This window comes from Pseudonocardia sp. CA-142604 (assembly GCF_050948475.1).
Classification (GTDB): domain Bacteria; phylum Actinomycetota; class Actinomycetes; order Mycobacteriales; family Pseudonocardiaceae; genus Pseudonocardia; species Pseudonocardia alaniniphila.
In genome coordinates this window covers 5,381,006-5,396,717 of record NZ_CP192045.1, presented here as the reverse complement: position 1 = coordinate 5,396,717, position 15,712 = coordinate 5,381,006, and the positions used below count along the sequence as shown (strand labels likewise).

Annotated in this window: 16 protein-coding genes; 8 read left to right on the top strand and 8 right to left on the bottom strand. The window is 70.8% G+C overall.

Annotation, left to right across the window (positions count from 1 at the left end; all coding sequences use genetic code 11):
- Positions 1–8: 8 nt before the first annotated feature.
- Entirely contained in the window at positions 9–842 is an 834-nt protein-coding gene (locus tag ACQPZQ_RS24460) for a hypothetical protein (protein WP_433299343.1), read from the bottom strand.
- A 115-nt stretch (positions 843–957) separates the two neighbouring features.
- Here ACQPZQ_RS24460 and ACQPZQ_RS24455 point away from each other — a divergent pair, with 115 nt between their 5' ends.
- The 3 genes from ACQPZQ_RS24455 (at position 958) to ACQPZQ_RS24445 (ending at position 3,617) form a co-directional block, all read left to right on the top strand.
- Positions 958–1,770 carry a DUF3097 domain-containing protein gene (locus ACQPZQ_RS24455; RefSeq protein ID WP_433284354.1) on the top strand — a complete coding sequence of 271 codons (813 nt, stop codon included), beginning with the start codon at positions 958–960 and terminating at the stop codon, positions 1,768–1,770.
- Positions 1,771–1,802: 32 nt separating this feature from the next.
- Entirely contained in the window at positions 1,803–2,237 is a 435-nt protein-coding gene (locus ACQPZQ_RS24450) for an NfeD family protein (protein ID WP_241038112.1), read from the top strand.
- Positions 2,238–2,366: 129 nt separating this feature from the next.
- On the top strand, positions 2,367–3,617 hold the full coding sequence (locus ACQPZQ_RS24445; protein ID WP_433299341.1) for an SPFH domain-containing protein: 1,251 nt from the start codon (positions 2,367–2,369) through the stop codon (positions 3,615–3,617).
- A gap of 37 nt (positions 3,618–3,654) precedes the next feature.
- On the opposite strand, the gene ACQPZQ_RS24440 is transcribed toward ACQPZQ_RS24445, so the two are convergent.
- From ACQPZQ_RS24440 to ACQPZQ_RS24420, 5 genes are all read right to left on the bottom strand, one after another.
- A complete protein-coding gene (locus ACQPZQ_RS24440; protein ID WP_433284352.1) occupies positions 3,655–4,443 on the bottom strand; it encodes an energy-coupling factor ABC transporter ATP-binding protein in 789 nt (262 codons plus the stop codon).
- Complete coding sequence (cbiQ, locus tag ACQPZQ_RS24435) at positions 4,440–5,204, bottom strand: cobalt ECF transporter T component CbiQ (protein WP_433284350.1); 765 nt, start codon at positions 5,202–5,204, stop codon at positions 4,440–4,442. The genes ACQPZQ_RS24440 and cbiQ overlap by 4 nt, the downstream gene beginning before the upstream one ends.
- 2 nt (positions 5,205–5,206) lie before the next feature.
- A complete protein-coding gene (locus ACQPZQ_RS24430) occupies positions 5,207–5,572 on the bottom strand; it encodes a PDGLE domain-containing protein (protein ID WP_433284348.1) in 366 nt (121 codons plus the stop codon).
- A complete protein-coding gene (locus ACQPZQ_RS24425; protein WP_433284346.1) occupies positions 5,569–6,300 on the bottom strand; it encodes an energy-coupling factor ABC transporter permease in 732 nt (243 codons plus the stop codon). The genes ACQPZQ_RS24430 and ACQPZQ_RS24425 overlap by 4 nt, the downstream gene beginning before the upstream one ends.
- Before the next feature lie 128 nt (positions 6,301–6,428).
- Positions 6,429–7,283, bottom strand: coding sequence for a glycosyltransferase family 2 protein (locus tag ACQPZQ_RS24420; RefSeq protein WP_433284345.1), 855 nt, complete (start codon positions 7,281–7,283; stop codon positions 6,429–6,431).
- Between the two features lie 344 nt (positions 7,284–7,627).
- Between ACQPZQ_RS24420 and ACQPZQ_RS24415 the strand changes: the two genes are divergently transcribed.
- The 5 genes from ACQPZQ_RS24415 to ACQPZQ_RS24395 all read left to right on the top strand — a co-directional run bounded on the left by ACQPZQ_RS24415 (position 7,628) and on the right by ACQPZQ_RS24395 (position 13,127).
- The gene (locus ACQPZQ_RS24415) at positions 7,628–8,653 is read left to right on the top strand and encodes a glycosyltransferase family 2 protein (protein ID WP_433284343.1); all 1,026 of its coding nucleotides are present in this window, start codon (positions 7,628–7,630) and stop codon (positions 8,651–8,653) included.
- Between the two features lie 113 nt (positions 8,654–8,766).
- On the top strand, positions 8,767–9,144 hold the full coding sequence (locus ACQPZQ_RS24410) for a hypothetical protein (protein WP_433284341.1): 378 nt from the start codon (positions 8,767–8,769) through the stop codon (positions 9,142–9,144).
- 88 nt (positions 9,145–9,232) lie between these two features.
- A complete protein-coding gene (locus ACQPZQ_RS24405; RefSeq protein ID WP_433284339.1) occupies positions 9,233–10,732 on the top strand; it encodes a lipopolysaccharide biosynthesis protein in 1,500 nt (499 codons plus the stop codon).
- On the top strand, positions 10,729–12,681 hold the full coding sequence (locus tag ACQPZQ_RS24400; protein WP_433284337.1) for a hypothetical protein: 1,953 nt from the start codon (positions 10,729–10,731) through the stop codon (positions 12,679–12,681). Before ACQPZQ_RS24405 ends, ACQPZQ_RS24400 begins: the two co-directional genes overlap by 4 nt.
- A 2-nt stretch (positions 12,682–12,683) precedes the next feature.
- Positions 12,684–13,127: a hypothetical protein gene (locus ACQPZQ_RS24395; protein ID WP_433284335.1), complete on the top strand. Its 444-nt coding sequence runs from the start codon at positions 12,684–12,686 to the stop codon at positions 13,125–13,127.
- Between the two features lie 78 nt (positions 13,128–13,205).
- Here the strand turns inward: ACQPZQ_RS24395 and ACQPZQ_RS24390 are convergent, their stop codons facing one another.
- Together ACQPZQ_RS24390 and ACQPZQ_RS24385 are read right to left on the bottom strand one after the other, a co-directional pair.
- Positions 13,206–14,699 carry an NAD-dependent succinate-semialdehyde dehydrogenase gene (locus ACQPZQ_RS24390; protein ID WP_433284333.1) on the bottom strand — a complete coding sequence of 498 codons (1,494 nt, stop codon included), beginning with the start codon at positions 14,697–14,699 and terminating at the stop codon, positions 13,206–13,208.
- Between the two features lie 76 nt (positions 14,700–14,775).
- Positions 14,776–15,633 (bottom strand): helix-turn-helix transcriptional regulator, encoded by an 858-nt coding sequence (locus ACQPZQ_RS24385; RefSeq protein WP_433284331.1) that lies wholly within the window; start codon positions 15,631–15,633, stop codon positions 14,776–14,778.
- Between the last annotated feature and the right edge of the window lie 79 nt (positions 15,634–15,712).

Genomic DNA, 15,712 nt, shown 5'->3' with positions numbered 1-15,712 from the left:
CAGCGCCGTCAGACGAGCGGGCTCGCCGCCAGAATGCGGACGGCCTCGGCCACGGCGGCCCGTCGGGCCACCCGCACCGCCGTCTCGATGGGGCGCAGCGCCTCGCGACGGGCCGTGGCGGCGGATGCGGACAGCGCCCCGCCCGGCTCGTCGACCGACGCCGCGGCGAGGATCGCCTCCACCTCGTCGGCGTGCTGCAGCACGCGCAGCGGCTGCCCGGGCATCCCGGCAGGCCACAACGACGTGGGCCGCGCCCGCAGGGCGGCCGCGATCTCCTCGCGCACCCCGGGACGGTGGCGGGCCACGCCGAGCGAGGTGAGCACCGACGCAGACTGGCGAACCTGGTCGCGCAGCTCACGCTCCGCCTGGTTGAGGGCGACGAACTCCGGTGGCGGGCCCGGATCGACAACGGGGTAGACGGTCCAGCGCAGGACACCGTCGGCCACCGACGTGGGCACGATGCCCAGCCCGGCCTCAGCGAACAGCACACCCTCGCCCGCCGACATCGCCTGCTGGCTGAAAGGCCCGGGGCGGGGGAGCCCACGCGCGTCACCGGGGACGGGGAGGACCAACCGGGCCGGGCCGCGCGGTGCCGACCGGCGCAGCGCGGCGAGCAGGAAGGTCACCGAGGACACCGGCTCGCCAGGCGATGAGAGCGCGGTGACGCGGGCGGTGTCCGCGTCGGCTGCCTGGACGTCGTGCGCATCTGCCCACGGGGCGAGTGCGTCCAGGACGTCGTCGGGTGCCGCAGCACCCGCGAGCCAGGCCGAGGTCCACACGGTGAAGGTGGCGGAGGGGCAGGGCACGGGCGTCAGGCTAGCCACGTCCGGGGCCTGGAGCATCGCTGCCGTGCGGGTGAATGCGAACACGATGCGTTGCCGCAGGTCGGGCGGGTGGGTTGCAGGCATGCGCGTGTCGCGCCGTACCCGGAACGTGATCGGGCGGTAGAACAGCGGGGTGACGCGGTCGCACGACTACCGAGGGGCGTTCGGATCAGACGGCACCCGCAACCGGGTACGCCGGGAGATTCCGGAAGTACCCGCCGAGGCCGGCCTCGTCGTCGAGGACCCGGCCAGTGGCTTCTGCGGCGCGGTCGTCGCCGTGAGCGTGCGGGACGTGACCTTGGAGGATCGGCACGGCAGCCGACGGGTCTTCCCGCTGCGGCCGGCAGCGTTCCTGTTCGAAGGCGCTCCCGCCACCCTCGTGCCACCGAAGCGGGCGCCTGTGGGTCCGGCCCGCTCGGCGTCCGGCTCGATCAAGGTGCAGGGACACACCGCGCGTACGGCCCGGGCGGCACGGATCTGGGTGGAAGGCCTCCACGACGCCGAACTCGTGGAGCGCGTGTGGGGGCACGACCTGCGGGTCGAGGGTGTGGTGGTCGAGCCGATGCACGGCATGGACGACCTCGCCGTCGCTGTCGCGGGGTTCGGTCCCGGCCCGGGGCGCCGGCTCGGTGTGCTGGTGGATCACCTGGTGGAGGGGTCGAAGGAGACGCGCGCCGCCGCGGCCGTGGCCGGACCGGACGTGCTCGTCACGGGGCATCCCTACGTCGACGTGTGGCAGGCCGTGAAGCCGTCCGTTGTCGGGATCCGCGCCTGGCCCGAGGTCCCCAAGGGGACCGACTGGAAAACCGGGGTCTGCGCCGCCCTGCGCTGGGGTGAGCCCGCCGACGGGGCACGCCGGGTGCTCGGCGCGGTGCACAGCTTCCGTGACCTCGAGGTTCCCCTCATCAATGCGGTTGAAAGGCTCATCGATTTCGTAACGAGCTGATCAGAGGCCCGCGGATCTGGCAGGATCGGTTCATGTCGGCCGCACTGATCTGGCTAATCGTGGGCCTGGTGCTGATCGCCGCAGAGGTCCTCTCCGGCGATTTCGTACTCCTGATGCTCGGCGGCGGCGCTCTCGCGGCGGCCGGGGTGTCTTTTCTGGTCGGTGGTCCGATCGCGGGCGCAGTCGCGTTCGTCGTGGTGTCGGTGCTGCTGGTGTTCGCCGCGCGGCCGGCGTTGCGCCGCCGGTTGAACCGCGGGATCGATCACACCGTGATGCATCACAAGGCGCTCGTCGGCACCACCGCTGTCGTCGTCGCGCGGGTGGACGGCCATGACGGCCGGGTCAAGATCGGCGGCGAGCTGTGGTCCGCGCGGTCCAGCGACGGGCACGAGGTGATCGAACCCGGCGCCAAGGTCACGGTCATGGAGATCTCCGGGGCCACGGCACTGGTCGTCGGACAGGACTAACTGCAGCAATCCGGGCGCCACAGGGGTACACCGGAGTCACCTGGTGCGACGCGGTGCGCAAGGATCCGGCCCGCTGACATCCAGCGCAGGGTTGAAGGGGGAGTGGTGACAGTGCCTGCCGATGGTGCGGTGCTACTGATCGTCGTGGTGCTCGTGGTCCTGCTTGTCGTGATATCGCTGGTCAAAGCGATCCAGATCATCCCGCAGGCCACAGCAGCTGTGATCGAGCGACTGGGTCGGTTCAAGGGCACTGCCGACCCGGGTCTGGTATTCCTGGTGCCGTTCATCGACAAGGTCCGGGAGCGGATCGACCTCCGCGAGCAGGTGGTGTCGTTCCCGCCGCGGTCGGTCATCACCCAGGACAACCTGACCGTCGACATCGACACGGTCGTCTACTACCAGGTGGTCGACCCGAAGTCGGCCGTCTACGAGATCAACGACTACATCGTCGGCGTCGAGCAGATCACCACCACGACGCTGCGCAACATCGTGGGCGGAATGAGCCTGGAGGATGCTCTGACCTCGCGCGATGTGATCAACACGGCGCTGCGCGGCGAGCTGGACGAGGCGACGGGCCGGTGGGGAATCCGCGTGGCCCGCGTGGAGATCAAGGCCATCGACCCGCCCGCGTCGATCCAGGAGTCGATGGAGCGGCAGATGAAGGCCGAGCGCGAGAAGCGGGCCACGATCCTCACGGCGGAGGGCCAGCGGGAGTCCGCGATCCGCAGCGCCGAGGGGCAGAAGCAGGCGCAGATCCTCACCGCGGAGGGCGCCAAGCAGGCCGCCATCCTCAACGCGGAGGCCGAGCGGCAGTCCCGCATCCTGCGTGCCCAGGGCGACCGGGCGGCCCGCTACCTCGAGGCCCAGGGTGAGGCCAAGGCCATCGAGAAGGTGTTCGCCGCGATCAAGGCGGGCAAGCCGACGCCGGAGCTGCTCGCCTACCAGTACCTGCAGACGTTGCCGCAGATGGCTGAAGGAGACGCCAACAAGGTCTGGATCGTCCCGTCCGACTTCGGCAAGGCACTGGAGGGCTTCACTCGGATGCTCGGCGCCCCGGGCAGCGACGGGGTCTTCCGGTTCGAGCCTTCGCCGGTGGACGAAACGGTGTCCAAGCCCGAGGTGGACGACGAGTCGATCAAGGACTGGTTCGACACCGCGGGTGACCCTGCGATCGCCAAGGTGGTGGCCGACGCCGAGGCGCAGGCCCGTAAGGACGTGGTGCCCGCGCTCGGCGCGCAGCCCGCTCACGCCAACGGCCCGGCTCGGCCCGCCCTGCAGCAGCAGGCGTCCGACCAGCGGGGCCTGCCGGAGAGCGCGTTGCCCACCCCTCCGCGCGGGTTCCCGCAGGTGCCGCCCGCCGATCAGGACGACCAGAAGTAAGGGTGCCCGGCGCTGCTGCGCCGTCCGGTTCGAGCTGTCACGGCAGGGCGAAGCCGTAGGGCAGCTCGAGGCGGTGGCGGCGCAGCAGCGCGGGGTCGGCGAGCAGTTCACGCAGGGGTGCGTCGGCCACGATCACGCCGTCGTCGAGCACCACCCCGCGGGTACACAGCTGCAACGCGTACGGCAGGTCGTGGGTGACCATGAGCAGCGTGGCGTCCAGCCCGAGCAGCACCTCGGCGAGCTCCCGGCGGGCCACCGGGTCGAGGTTGGACGACGGCTCGTCGAGCACGAGGATCTCCGGCTCGCACGCCAGCACGGTGGCGAGCGCGACCCGCCTGCGCTGCCCGCCGGACAGGTGCAGGGGGGAGCGGTCACGGTGTTCCTGCATGCCGACGGTGGCGAGCGCCGCGTCCACCCGCGCGCGCAGTGCGGGGCCGGTGACACCGAAGTTCGCCGGGCCGAACGCCACGTCCTCGGCGACGCTGGGCATGAACAGCTGGTCGTCGGGATCCTGGAAGACGATGCCGACCCGCCGGCGCACCTCGCGCAGGTTCTCCTTCGCCACGGGCAGACCGCCCACCGCTACTGAGCCCTGGCCCGCGGTGAGGATGCCGTTGAGGTGGAGCACCAGCGTGGTCTTGCCGGCCCCGTTCGGGCCGAGCAGTGCCACACGCTCGCCGCGCTCGATCGTGAGGTCGATCCCGAACAGGGCCTGACGGCCGTCCGGGTAGGCGAAAGCGAGACCGCTGACCTGCAGCGACGGCGCTTGTTCCGGTGACCCCACCGTCGGCAGGGTGCCGGCTCCGGGATCGCGTGCGCCTGTCATGTGATCGACCACCCCGTGACGGTCAGTGCTACGGCGACGGCCACAGGGGCGAGCCCCATCAGCCACTGGCTGCGCGTGGTGACCGCGTCGGTCAGCCGCGGCATGTCTCCGGTCCAGCCCCGCGACAGCATCGCGAGATGCACCCGCTCACCCCGCTCGTAGGAGCGGACGAAGAGGGCCCCGACGCCGCGCGCAGTCGCTCCCGCCTGCCAGAGGAAACGCGGGTCGTGACCGCGGGAGATCCGGGCGAGCCGCATCCGGCCGGCCTCGGCGGCGATCACGTCGACGTAGCGCAGCATGAGGGTGACGATCGTGACGATCGGACCGGGCACGTGCAGCTGCTGCAGCCCGAGCAACAGGTCGCGCAGCGAGGTGGTGGCGGCCAGGGTGAGCGAGGTCAGCACGCCGAGCGTGCCCTTGACGAGGATGTTCCACGCCCCGAGCAGCCCCGGTTCGGACAACGAGAGCCCGAACCACTCGACGTACGGCGTGCCGCCGGTGATCGGAAGGAGCACCGCGAGCACCACGAACGGCGCCTCGATCACCGACCGCCGCGCGATCCACCCCGGCGGGATCCGTGCGACGGCCCAGATCGCGGCCAGCAACGCCAGGTAGCCGCCGAACACCGGGAAGGCCTCCCTCGGCGTGGCGACCACGCACACCATGCCGAGGAACGCCGCGACGATCTTGACCTCGGCCGGGAGCCGATGGACCGGCGACGCCCCGGGAAGGTGGAGCGGATGGGCGTGTCCCGCACCCACGACTAGCGCTCGTCCCCCGGGCCGCCCCGCTTGCGCAGCACCTGGAACAGCGCGCCCGCCACGACGACGGTGACCAGGACGCCGATCACGCCGGCCAGGCCGACCGTGCCGTCGCTGCCACCCACCGCGTAGTCGGCCAGCGGGCTCGCCGCGAACGCATGCTCGCCGGCGTTCTGCGCGATGCACGTGCCGTCGAGGTGCTCGCCGGCGTCGGTCTCGACGACCTGACAGCCGTCGAGGGCGACGGTGTCCAGCCCGTCGGGATCGGGGCTCGCGAGGTAGGACAGGACACCCGCGACGAGCAGGGCCACGGCGAGGAATCCGATGAAAAAGCGCGCAGAGCGGCGATTCGGTGCAGGCGCGGTCATGACGCGCTCCCCTCAGCCGTGGCACGGCCCTGGCCCTCGCGGATGCTCAGCGGGGGTGCCGATCCGCGCAGAAGGTGGACGAGATCGGGCCGGACCGCGGCGACGGCGCCGACGGTGGCGGCGGTGATGATTCCTTCACCGATGCCGATCAGCAGGTGCAGGCCGAGCATCAGCGTGAGGACGGTGCCCAGTGAAGCGCCGCCCGCGCCACCGATCGCGTACTCCACGACGAAGGCGAGCGCTGCGGCAAGCGTGTTCACCAACGCGGCCACGAACGCCGTTGTGACCAGTCCTGCCCGGCCGCGGCGGGCGAGCGGGCGCAGCGCGACCGCCACCGCGTAACCGACGAACACGCCGACCAGCGCCATGTTGACGATGTTCGTGCCGAGCGCGGTGAGTCCGCCGTCGGCGAAGAGCAGCGCCTGTACCGCGAGGACGATCGCGATGCAGAGCGAGCCGACCCAGGGACCGACGAGGATCGCGACCAGCGCACCGCCGAGCAGGTGGCCGCTCGCACCGGGCAGGATCGGGAAGTTGATCATCTGCACGGCGAAGACGAAAGCGGTGACCAGCCCGGCCATCGGGGCCGTCCGCTCGTCGAGATCCGACCGGGCACGGGTGGCGGCCAGGGCCAGCCCGGCAACGGCCAGCACGCCGCACGCCGCGGCGGTGGGCGCGTTCACCAGCCCGTCGCTCATGTGCATGGCGAGGACCGTGTCGCCGGCCATCCCGACCTCCCGAGGAGCGCGCTGTCGACCTCCCGGCCGATGACTCGCTCAGGCTAGTCGCGATCGTCCGGCAATCGCAAAATATGTGCGATTAGCCCCTTGAGGTCGCCTCGGGCGGCCTGCGCGGCTCAGGCCGCGTCGCCCCCTTCGTTGCGACGCGCGGCGATCTTCGAGATCGCGTACAAGGCTCGCCTGCGAGAGCGCCCGGCAGGGGCGAGCAGCCGCCCGACCGCGAGGTCGACACCGCGGACCTGGAAGAAAGGCGACTCGCCGATCTCCTCCAGGAGCATCCGCTGCTGCTCGTAGATCCCCTCGCCGTGGTCCGACGAGACGGTGCCGCGTCCGATCCGGAACGCCGCGAGTGTCTCCGGCAGCCCCAGGAACTCGCCGTACTGCAGCAGCCGCAGCCACAGATCGAGATCCATGATGTACGTGCGGTCGGCGCGCCACCCGCCCACGGCGAAGAAGTCCTCGCGGCGGAACAACACGTTGTTCGACTCGCCGATCGGGTTGGAGCCGTTGCGGACGACCTTCCGCGCCACCTCCACCCCGGTGCGCACGCCCGTGAGGCCGGCCAGGCCCCGGTTGGGCACGATCACGCGGCTCTGCTCGTCGATCATGTGCCGCCGCGACGCCACGAGGGCGAGACCCGGGTCGGCTTCCATGGGTGTGACCTGGAACTCGAGGCAGCGCGGGTGAAGCAGATCGTCGGCGCACACGACCTTGACCAGCGGCGAGCGGCTGAGCTGGACCACTCGGTTCCAGTTGTCGGGCTGCGACAAGGTGGTCGGGTTGCGCTCCAGGCGGACCCGGGAATCCCGTTCCGCGAAGGACTGAGCGATCGCGCCGCTGCCGTCAGTGCTCGCGTTGTCGAGGACGATGAGCTCGAAGTCGCGGTACGTCTGATCAAGCACGCTACGGATCGTCTCGGCCAAGAAGCGCGCGCCGTTGTAGACCGGAATGCAGACGGACACGCTCGCCATCGGCAGCAACTCGGGCCTCTCTCCAGCCGACTTCAGGACGCCGCGACCGTACCGCTCAGGGGCGGCGCGGAAGCCCCTGGCCCCCGCTACTGCACGATCGGGTACCTCGATGACGGCCAAGGTCCACTATCCGTAGAGTGCCGATCGGCGGCCTCGCGCTGCTCCAGCAGTTGCACTAGCAAAGATGGCCCGATTGGGGTACAGCGTCGCTAGATTGTTACGTAACGCGATGGGGTGTTTTGGAGATAAACCCAGTGATGGAGATCGTCCTGGGGCACGGCAACGGGCAGCGACGCGGCCGAGGACGCGAAATCACCGCGTGGGCGGTGGGGGGGAGAACGGCGATGCAGCGGAACGGCAACCCGCGGGTGTCCGTGGTGGTGCCGACCCGGAACGAGGCGCGGAACCTGGAGGTCGTGCTCCCTGCGATCGCCGCGGTGCGCCCGGCGGTCCACGAGATCATCGTCGTCGACGGTAATTCCGTCGACGGCACGGTCGAGACCGCCCAACGGGTCCTGCCCTGGGTCAAGGTCATCACGCAGACCCGCAAGGGCAAGGGTAACGCGATGGCGTGCGGGTTCGCCGCCGCCACCGGGGACCTCATCGTCATGTTCGACGCCGACGGGTCGGCCGACCCCGCGGAGATCCCAGCGTTCGTCCGCGCCCTGATCGACGGCGCCGACTTCGCCAAGGGTAGCCGCTTCGTCCGCGGTGGGGGCAGCGACGACATCACGCTCCTGCGCAAAACCGGCAACGCAGGCCTCAACGGCGTGGCGAACGCGCTGTTCGGCACCTCCTACACCGACCTCTGCTACGGCTACAACGCGTTCTGGATCGACATTCTCCCGGTTCTCGACCTTCCGCCCATCGACGCGCCCGCTCCGCCCGAGGGGATGCTCTGGGGCGACGGCTTCGAGATCGAGACCGTGCTCAACTGCCGTGTCGCCGCCGCGGGGTTGAAGATCACCGAGGTCCCGTCGATGGAGCGCGAGCGGATCTTCGGCCAGTCCAACCTGCGGACCTTCGCCGACGGCACCCGTGTGCTGCGCACGCTGGCCGCCGAGCGGCGCCGGGCGCTGCGTGGTCGTGCCGAGAAGGTTCAGGTCGAGGAGCAGGCCCGGGCTCTCACGCCCGCCGGCGGCATCCCCGTGGTTCCGCCGCTCGCCGACCCCGCTTCCAACGGTGGGCCGATCAACGGTGGACCGATCGGCGCAGGGCCGCTCTCCACCGGTCCGCTGAACGGCGCTGCTCCGGTTGCCGACCCCGTGAACGGCCGCCGTCCGATGCCGCCGCCCCGCCCGGCTCCGGTGGATCGTGAGGGACGCGATAGCGTCGCCCTCCGCTTTGCACTGGAGGAGGAAGCGTCCTGATCGGGACGCACCCCTACACTTCGACGCCAACCGGGTCCGCCGGGGTGTCCGGTGACCATCTGCCAGATGCTTGCGGCCAGAAGATCGCGAGTTGGTGACGAACGGAGTGCCAGGTGAGCGTGCCCTCAAGCGCTGAGCTCACGCGGGCGCGGCTCGCGCGCCGCTTTGTGGCCATTCTCCTGGTGGTGGCCGGGATCACGGCGTGCGTGTTGAGCGTTCTGAAGATCACAGGTGGCGTGATCGGCGACATCCGGTTCGTCGTCACCACCGTCTTCCTCATTCTCGGGCCCGGCTGGGCCGCCGCAGGCTTCCTGCGTCGAGCCCCGGCCGCGCACGTCTGGCTCCTCACCGTGGGGGTCGGTGTGGCCACCACGCTGCTGGTCGCCCAGTTCATGGTGAGTACTGAGCATTGGCGACCAGCGGTGGCGCTGTACGCGATGACGGCGCTGAGCGTCCCCTTGCTGCTCCGCCATGCGGTGGTCGCTCAGTGATCGCTAATACATTGATCGTCGCGTCAGTGCTTGTCAATACAGTGATCGTCTCTTCCCGGTTCGCCCGCGCTTCACTGGTCCTCACGTCGTGACGAAGCGGCAGCCGTCCCCGGGGCCGTCGGCGATCGTGCGACCGGATCATGACGGCCGGCCGCACCCCGATCCGCGCGCCGATCCGCCGACAGAGGTGTTCGACCCGTCCGCCGCGCCCACCGTCCGGCTCCCGTCCGTGGTGGCCGAAACCGTGCGGCTGCCCTCCGTGGTCGCCGACACCGTGCGGATCCCGAGCGTCGCCCGGGGCGTCACGCCGGAGGAGGACAGCGGCGACGGAGGGCTGAGCGACGGGCTGGCGCTCTCGCTGAGCTCGGTGCTGGGGTCGCTGGCGGGCTTCGTCGGATGGCTGATCGCGGCCCACATCCTGCCCACCGCCGCTGTCGGCGACGCGCAGCTCGTGGCGTCCGCGTTCATCCTCGTCGGCGGCGCCGCCCAGTTGAACCTCGGTGTCGCGATGATGCGGTGGATCCCGCCCGCCGGGCGCAGCACCGCCAAGCTGATCTGGAACAGCCTGCTGCTGATCATGCCGCTGTCCGGACTGGTCGGGCTCCTGTACGCGCTGTTCGCACCCCGGCTGGCCATGATCTCGGCGGGTCCGGCCCTGCCGGTCGCGGCCGGATTCCTGCTGTTCGCGATCGCCTCCGCGGGGTGGGGCGTGTTCCCGGTCCACGACTTCCTCCTCGTGGCCCTCGGCAAGCCGTGGTGGGCGGTCTGGCGCAACGCGATCTTCGCGGTCGTCCGCATCGCCCTGCTGGTGTTCCTCGGCGGGGCTCTCGCGCTCGGCTCCTTCGGCATCGTGCTGTCGTGGATCGGCCCGGTCGTCGTCTGGATCATCGTCGGCTCGCTGGTGATCTTCGTTCTTGCGCGTCGCGCCAGCGAACGCGCCACAGGCGGCAAGCTCCCGAGCCGCTCCGCGATGATCGCGTTCCTCGTTCCGACAGCGGTGGGCCAGGCCGGCGGGGCGCTGCTGTACAACCAGGTCCCGATCCTGGTGAACCTGCGGTTCGGGCCGGAGACCGGCGCCGTGTTCTTCATCGCGTGGCAGGCCGTCGCGGTGATCGACCTCGCCGGGATGTTCTTCATGAACTCCCTGGCGGTCACGGTGGCCCGGGAGCCACACCGCGTGCGTGAGCTGGCCGCGGCTGCGCGGCGCCGGTTGCTCGGGATCTTCCTGCCGATGTTGGCGGTCGGTGCCGCATTGGCCTACCCGCTGCTGCTGATCTTCGGTGAGGACTACGCGCAAGGCGCCGACGTGCTGCGCCTGCTCCTGCTGGGCCTGGCGTTCCGGCTGGTCGTAGCCCACGAGCTGGGTGTGCGGCAGGCCACCGGCGCTGCCATGAGCTACGCGCGTCTACAGCTGAGCAGCTCGATCCTGGTGGTGGTGGCTGCACTCGTCACCCCCGTCACCGGTGCCGGGGCGTCCGCGCTCGTCCCCGTGGCGGTCGGCTACATCGCCGTCCAGGTCGTCTGCGCGGTGGTCGTGATGTTCACGCCGGCGAGTCGCCGGTTCGATGTGGAGGTGGCAAGGCCGTGACTTCGACGGATACCCGCTCCACGGGCGATGACAGGCGCCCGCGGAGCGACGTCGACCAGGCCACAACGGCTATGCGGCCTGCCGGCGTCGACGCTCCCACCACCATGCTGCAGGCCCAGCAACCTCGCCCACGCAGCGGTCCGCCGCCTGCCCCGCCCGCTCCGCCCGAGCCCGGGATCTACCGCTGGCTCTCGCCGATCCTGGCGCTGGCGGCCGTGGCGTTGCTGCCGGTGGCCGCGGCCACCACCGACCTGCACGCGATGGACGGCTGGGGTCTGGCCACGGTCCTCGGTCCGGCTGCCTGGGCGTCGGTGCTGTGTGCTGTGGCGGCCTGTGTGGCGGAGCTGTGGTCGCCGCGGCCGCGGATCCCGATGCTGTCCACCGCCACCGGCGTGCTCATCCTCTGCTCGGTCGGCATGCCGTCCGTGGTGGAGCCGGTGGCCCGGTTCACCACGGCATGGCTGCTGGCCGGCTTCACCGATGCGCTCGCCCACGACGGCATCCCGCCCACCGGGATCGACGCCCGGTTCTACTGGCCCGCCTTCTTCGCCCAGTGGGCGTTCTTCCGGGACGCGGGTGGGGTCGAGCAGCTCGACAGCGTGTTGCGCTGGTTCCCCCCGGTCGTCGTCACGGTGTGGGCGATCGGCATCTACGCGCTTGCCCGCTCGATGCTCGGCGGCTCGCGTGCCCCGTGGGCCGCCGCGTGGCTGTTCATCGGGCTGAACTGGATCGAGCAGGACTACTTCTCGCCCCAGGCCACCGGGATCGTGCTGATGCTCACGGTGCTGACGTTCGCGCTCGGCCCGCTGGCCACCCGCCGTACCGACTCGGCCGGTGTGCCCGGCTGGCCCTTCCCACATCCCGACTCGAAGCGGCTGCCGCTGCTGCGCCGCTGGCTGGTGTCGGCGATGACCCCGCCGAACAGACCGTCGCTGCCACCCCGCCAGCTGCTACTGATCTACTTCTGCGCGGCGCTGTGCCTGGTAGCGGTGATCCCCGAGCATCAGCTCACCCCGTTCGCCATCATCGGTCAGCTCGTGGTGCTGGCCGTGGTCGGCAGGTTCCGGGGGCGCGGGCTGGTGCTGCTGGCCATGGTCGCCTTCGCCGTGTACTTCGTGATCTCCGCGCGGGAGTTCTGGATCACCCAGCTCAGCCTGATCACGGGGTCGGACGACGCCGGCGCCGCGCTGCAGGCGGGTGTCGCCGACCGGCTCACGGGTGACACGGGCCAGGTCGTGGTGAAGTACCTGCGCATCCTCATGCCGGGGCTGACCTGGATGCTCGCGATCGTCGGGGCGTGGGTCTACTGGCGCCGTAAGCGCGACCTCGTGCCCATCGCGCTCGCGGTGGTGCCGATGGCGTTCGCCGCGCAGGGCTACGGCGGCGAGGTGTTCCTGCGGATCGTGCTCTACGGGCTTCCGGTTCTCTCGATCCTCGGGGCCGACGCGCTTCGTGCGTTCGTGCGGCGCAAGCGCTCGCGGGAGGTGGTGCTCGCGATCGGTATGGCGGCGCTGTTCCCACTACTGATCCTGATCCGCGGCGGTAACGACGCCTACCAGGTCGTGTACCCGCAGGAAGTGGCGCTGGCCCGGCAGACCATCGAGACGACTCCACCGGGGCAGGAGATCCTGCCGCTCGGCAACGTCGGGCCGTACGGCGTGGAGGGCATCGACACCCACAGCATGGGCTCGGTGGTCGAGGGATGTTCCGAGCTGTCGGACGACCCCATCCGCTGTATCGAGGCCGAGTCCCCGGACGTGCTCATCACCTTCACCTCGGTGGAGAAGCAGGGCGTGGTGCTCAACGGCATGCAGCCCGGCTGGACCCTCGAGGTCATCCGCCAGTTGGTGGCCTCCGGGCAGTACGTGGTGACCTACCAGGACGGTTTCGACGCCGTGCTGAAGAAGACCGTGCCGGCTGCACCCCCGGCCCCGACCGCGGGAGGCTGAGCATGATCCTGGCTCAGAACCTCGTCATCAATCCGGCTCAGGACATCTGGGTCTGGCTGACGTTCGCGCTGTTCCTCGTGGTGGTGGCGGCGCGGGCGTGGGTCGTGGAGACCGGCCAGGGCAGGCTGGGGCGCACCCCCGTCAAGGTGAAGCTCCTGACCGCGACGTCGGTGCTCGTACTCGTCGGGCTGATGTCGCTCATCGCGGTGCAGGGCGGGGCGTTGCTGGTCGAGTCGGTCGTGACCGGCACCGACCCGGCCACGAAGGTGTACGGCCCTGACGCCGGGGACTCCGGCGATTCGGGGGATGCCGGCACCGACCCGAACGCCCCTGTGGATCCGAACGCCCCCGCGGATCCGAATGCGCCGGCCGACCCCAACGCGCCGGCCGACGCGAACGCCCCGGCGGCTCCGGCTGCCAACCCCGCAGCGCCGCCGGGAGGCTGAGCTCTCGCAGCCCCGCCCCCGGCGCCAGGAGTGCGCTGAGCAACTCGGCCTGCTAGGGCCGAGTTGCTCAGCAATCCCCTAGCCTCCGAAACCGATCGCCACGTACTTCGTCTCGAGGAACTCCTCGATCCCGACGCTGCCGCCCTCGCGGCCGAGACCGGACTGCTTGATCCCGCCGAAGGGGGCCGCAGGGTTCGAGACCAGGCCGGTGTTGAGGCCGATCATCCCCGCCTCCAGCCGTTCCGACACCCGCAGCGCTCGGGTCACGCTCTCTGTGAACAGGTAGCTCACCAGTCCGAACTCGGTGTCGTTGGCCGCGGCGACGGCCTGGTCCTCGTCGTCGAACAGGCTGATCGCGGCCACCGGCCCGAAGATCTCCTCCGCGCTGAGCCGTGCCTGCAGCGGAACGTCGGTGAGCACCGTGGGCTGGTAGAAGTAGCCCGGTCCGTCCACCGGCACGGCGCCCACGCGCACAGTGGCGCCGCGGTCCACCGCGTCACGGACGAGTTCGGTGACCTTGTCGCGGCCCTTCGCGTCGACCAGCGGTCCGACGTCCACGCCGTCCTCGGTGCCGCGGCCGACGGTGAGAGCGCTCATCCGCTCCGCGAGCCGGTCGGCGAACGCCCCGGCGACGGAACGGTGCACGAGGAACCGGTTGGCGGCCGTGCAGGCCTCACCCATGTTGCGCATCTTGGCGAGCATCGCGCCCTCGACGGCCTTGTCGAGGTCCGCGTCCTCGAACACGAGGAACGGCGCGTTGCCGCCGAGCTCCATGGACGTGCGCAACACCTTCTCAGCGGCCTGCTCCAGGAGCTTCCGGCCGACCTGGGTGGAGCCGGTGAAGGAGAGCTTGCGCGCCCGTCCGTCGCGGATCAGGGGCTCCATGACGCCGCCCGCGTCCGAGGTGGTGATGATGTTCAGCACGCCGTCGGGCAGGCCCGCCTCGGCGAGGATCGCGGCGAGCGCGTTCATCGACAGTGGCGTCTGGGCCGCGGGCTTGAGCACCATCGCGCACCCGGCCGCGATCGCAGGCCCGATCTTGCGGGTGCCCATCGCCATCGGGAAGTTCCACGGCGTGATGAGCAGGCACACGCCGACGGGCTGCTTCTGCACGAGGAATCGGCTCGCACCGTTGGGCGCGACCGCGTACCCGCCGTCGATGCGCACGGCCTCCTCGGCGAACCATCGGAAGAACTCCGCCGCGTAGGAGATCTCCCCGCGCGACTCGGCGAGCGGCTTGCCCATCTCCAGGGTCATGAGCAGGGCGAGGTCGTCGATGCGCTGCATGATCAGTTCGTAGGCGCGGCGCAGGATCTCGCCGCGGTCCCGGGGTGGCATCGCCGCGAAGCCGGCCTGGGCCGCCACCGCCGCGGCGAGGGCGTCCATCCCGTCCTGAGGCGAGGCGTCGGCCACCTCGCAGAGGACCTTGCCGGTGGCCGGGTCGTCGACGGTCAGGGTGCGACCGGACGCGGCGGGCCGCCAGGAGCCGCCGATGAACAGCCCGGTGGGGACCGCGTCGACGACCCGCGCCTCGTCTGCACTCGAGTTGCTGGTCAGGCCGGAGTTCGTCATGGCCCGATGCTCTCACCGTGAACGGGCGGGCGCACCCGACGTGATGTTCCTCCCCGCTCCGCCTCGGTCGGCCGGGTCAGCGGGCGGCGTCCTCGTCAGCGAGTGCGCTGTCGCGTGCGTCGGTCACCGCGATGGATCCGAGGAGGGCGAGAGCACGGGCGGAGTCGGTGCCGGGCTCCGCGTAGTAGATGACGAGCTGTTGTCCGTCGGCGCCGACGACGGCGAGCTTCTCGCGGCGCAGGTGCAGCTCACCGACCTGCGGATGCTGCATGTGGCTCGTGCCGTCGCGGCGATGCCCGACGTCGGCGCGGGCCCAGAGGCTGCGGAACCGATCGCTGCGCATCGACAACTCACCGACCAGCGCCGCCAGGTTCGGGTCTTCGGGGTCGGCTCCCGCTGCGGCACGCAGACCGCCGACGACGCTCGCCGTGGCACGCTCCCAGTCCACGTGCAGTTCGCGGTCGCCGGGATCGAGGAACACCTGTCGCAACAGGTTCTTGCCGGGTGCGAAGTTCGGTGACAGGGCATGGGCGAGCGTGTTGGCGGCCAGCACGTCGAGATACCTGCCCGACACGTACGCGGGCATCGGGAGCTGGTCGAGAAGCTGGGCGGTCCCGGTCGGTATCCGTTCGATCCGCGGGCGCGCCGGGCGTCGGGTGCGCGCGCGGGCCAGCTCGTGCAGGTGGGCGGTTGCGGCCGGGTCGAGCAGCAGCGCCCGGGCCAGCGCGTCGATCACCTGGGCGGACGGGTTCTGGTCGCGTCCCTGCTCGAGGCGCAGGTAGTAGTCGGAGCTGATGCCGGCCAGCATCGCGAGCTCCTCGCGGCGAAGGCCGGACACCCGTCTCCGCGTTCCGGCGACGAGCCCCACGTCCTCGGGCCGCACCAGACCGCGTCGAGCGCGCAGGTACTCGCCGAGGGCGTTGACCTTGTCCACGATTCGAGGCTAATCAGGGTCGGCCGGACGTGACTGTCCCTGCGACTCCAGGGATGCGCGGGCCCATGGGCACCTTCTC

Excerpts from the sequence above, each read along its gene's own strand:
- ACQPZQ_RS24450 (WP_241038112.1), top strand. The coding sequence starts at position 1,803 with ATGTCGGCCGCACTGATCTGGCTAATCGTGGGCCTGGTGCTGATCGCC.
- ACQPZQ_RS24395 (WP_433284335.1), top strand. The coding sequence starts at position 12,684 with ATGATCCTGGCTCAGAACCTCGTCATCAATCCGGCTCAGGACATCTGG.
- ACQPZQ_RS24430 (WP_433284348.1), bottom strand. The coding sequence starts at position 5,572 with ATGACCGCGCCTGCACCGAATCGCCGCTCTGCGCGCTTTTTCATCGGA.
- ACQPZQ_RS24420 (WP_433284345.1), bottom strand. The coding sequence starts at position 7,283 with ATGGCGAGCGTGTCCGTCTGCATTCCGGTCTACAACGGCGCGCGCTTC.
- ACQPZQ_RS24460 (WP_433299343.1), bottom strand. The coding sequence starts at position 842 with ATGCTCCAGGCCCCGGACGTGGCTAGCCTGACGCCCGTGCCCTGCCCC.
- ACQPZQ_RS24390 (WP_433284333.1), bottom strand. The coding sequence starts at position 14,699 with ATGACGAACTCCGGCCTGACCAGCAACTCGAGTGCAGACGAGGCGCGG.
- ACQPZQ_RS24415 (WP_433284343.1), top strand. The coding sequence starts at position 7,628 with ATGCAGCGGAACGGCAACCCGCGGGTGTCCGTGGTGGTGCCGACCCGG.
- ACQPZQ_RS24440 (WP_433284352.1), bottom strand. The coding sequence starts at position 4,443 with ATGACAGGCGCACGCGATCCCGGAGCCGGCACCCTGCCGACGGTGGGG.
- ACQPZQ_RS24425 (WP_433284346.1), bottom strand. The coding sequence starts at position 6,300 with ATGGCCGGCGACACGGTCCTCGCCATGCACATGAGCGACGGGCTGGTG.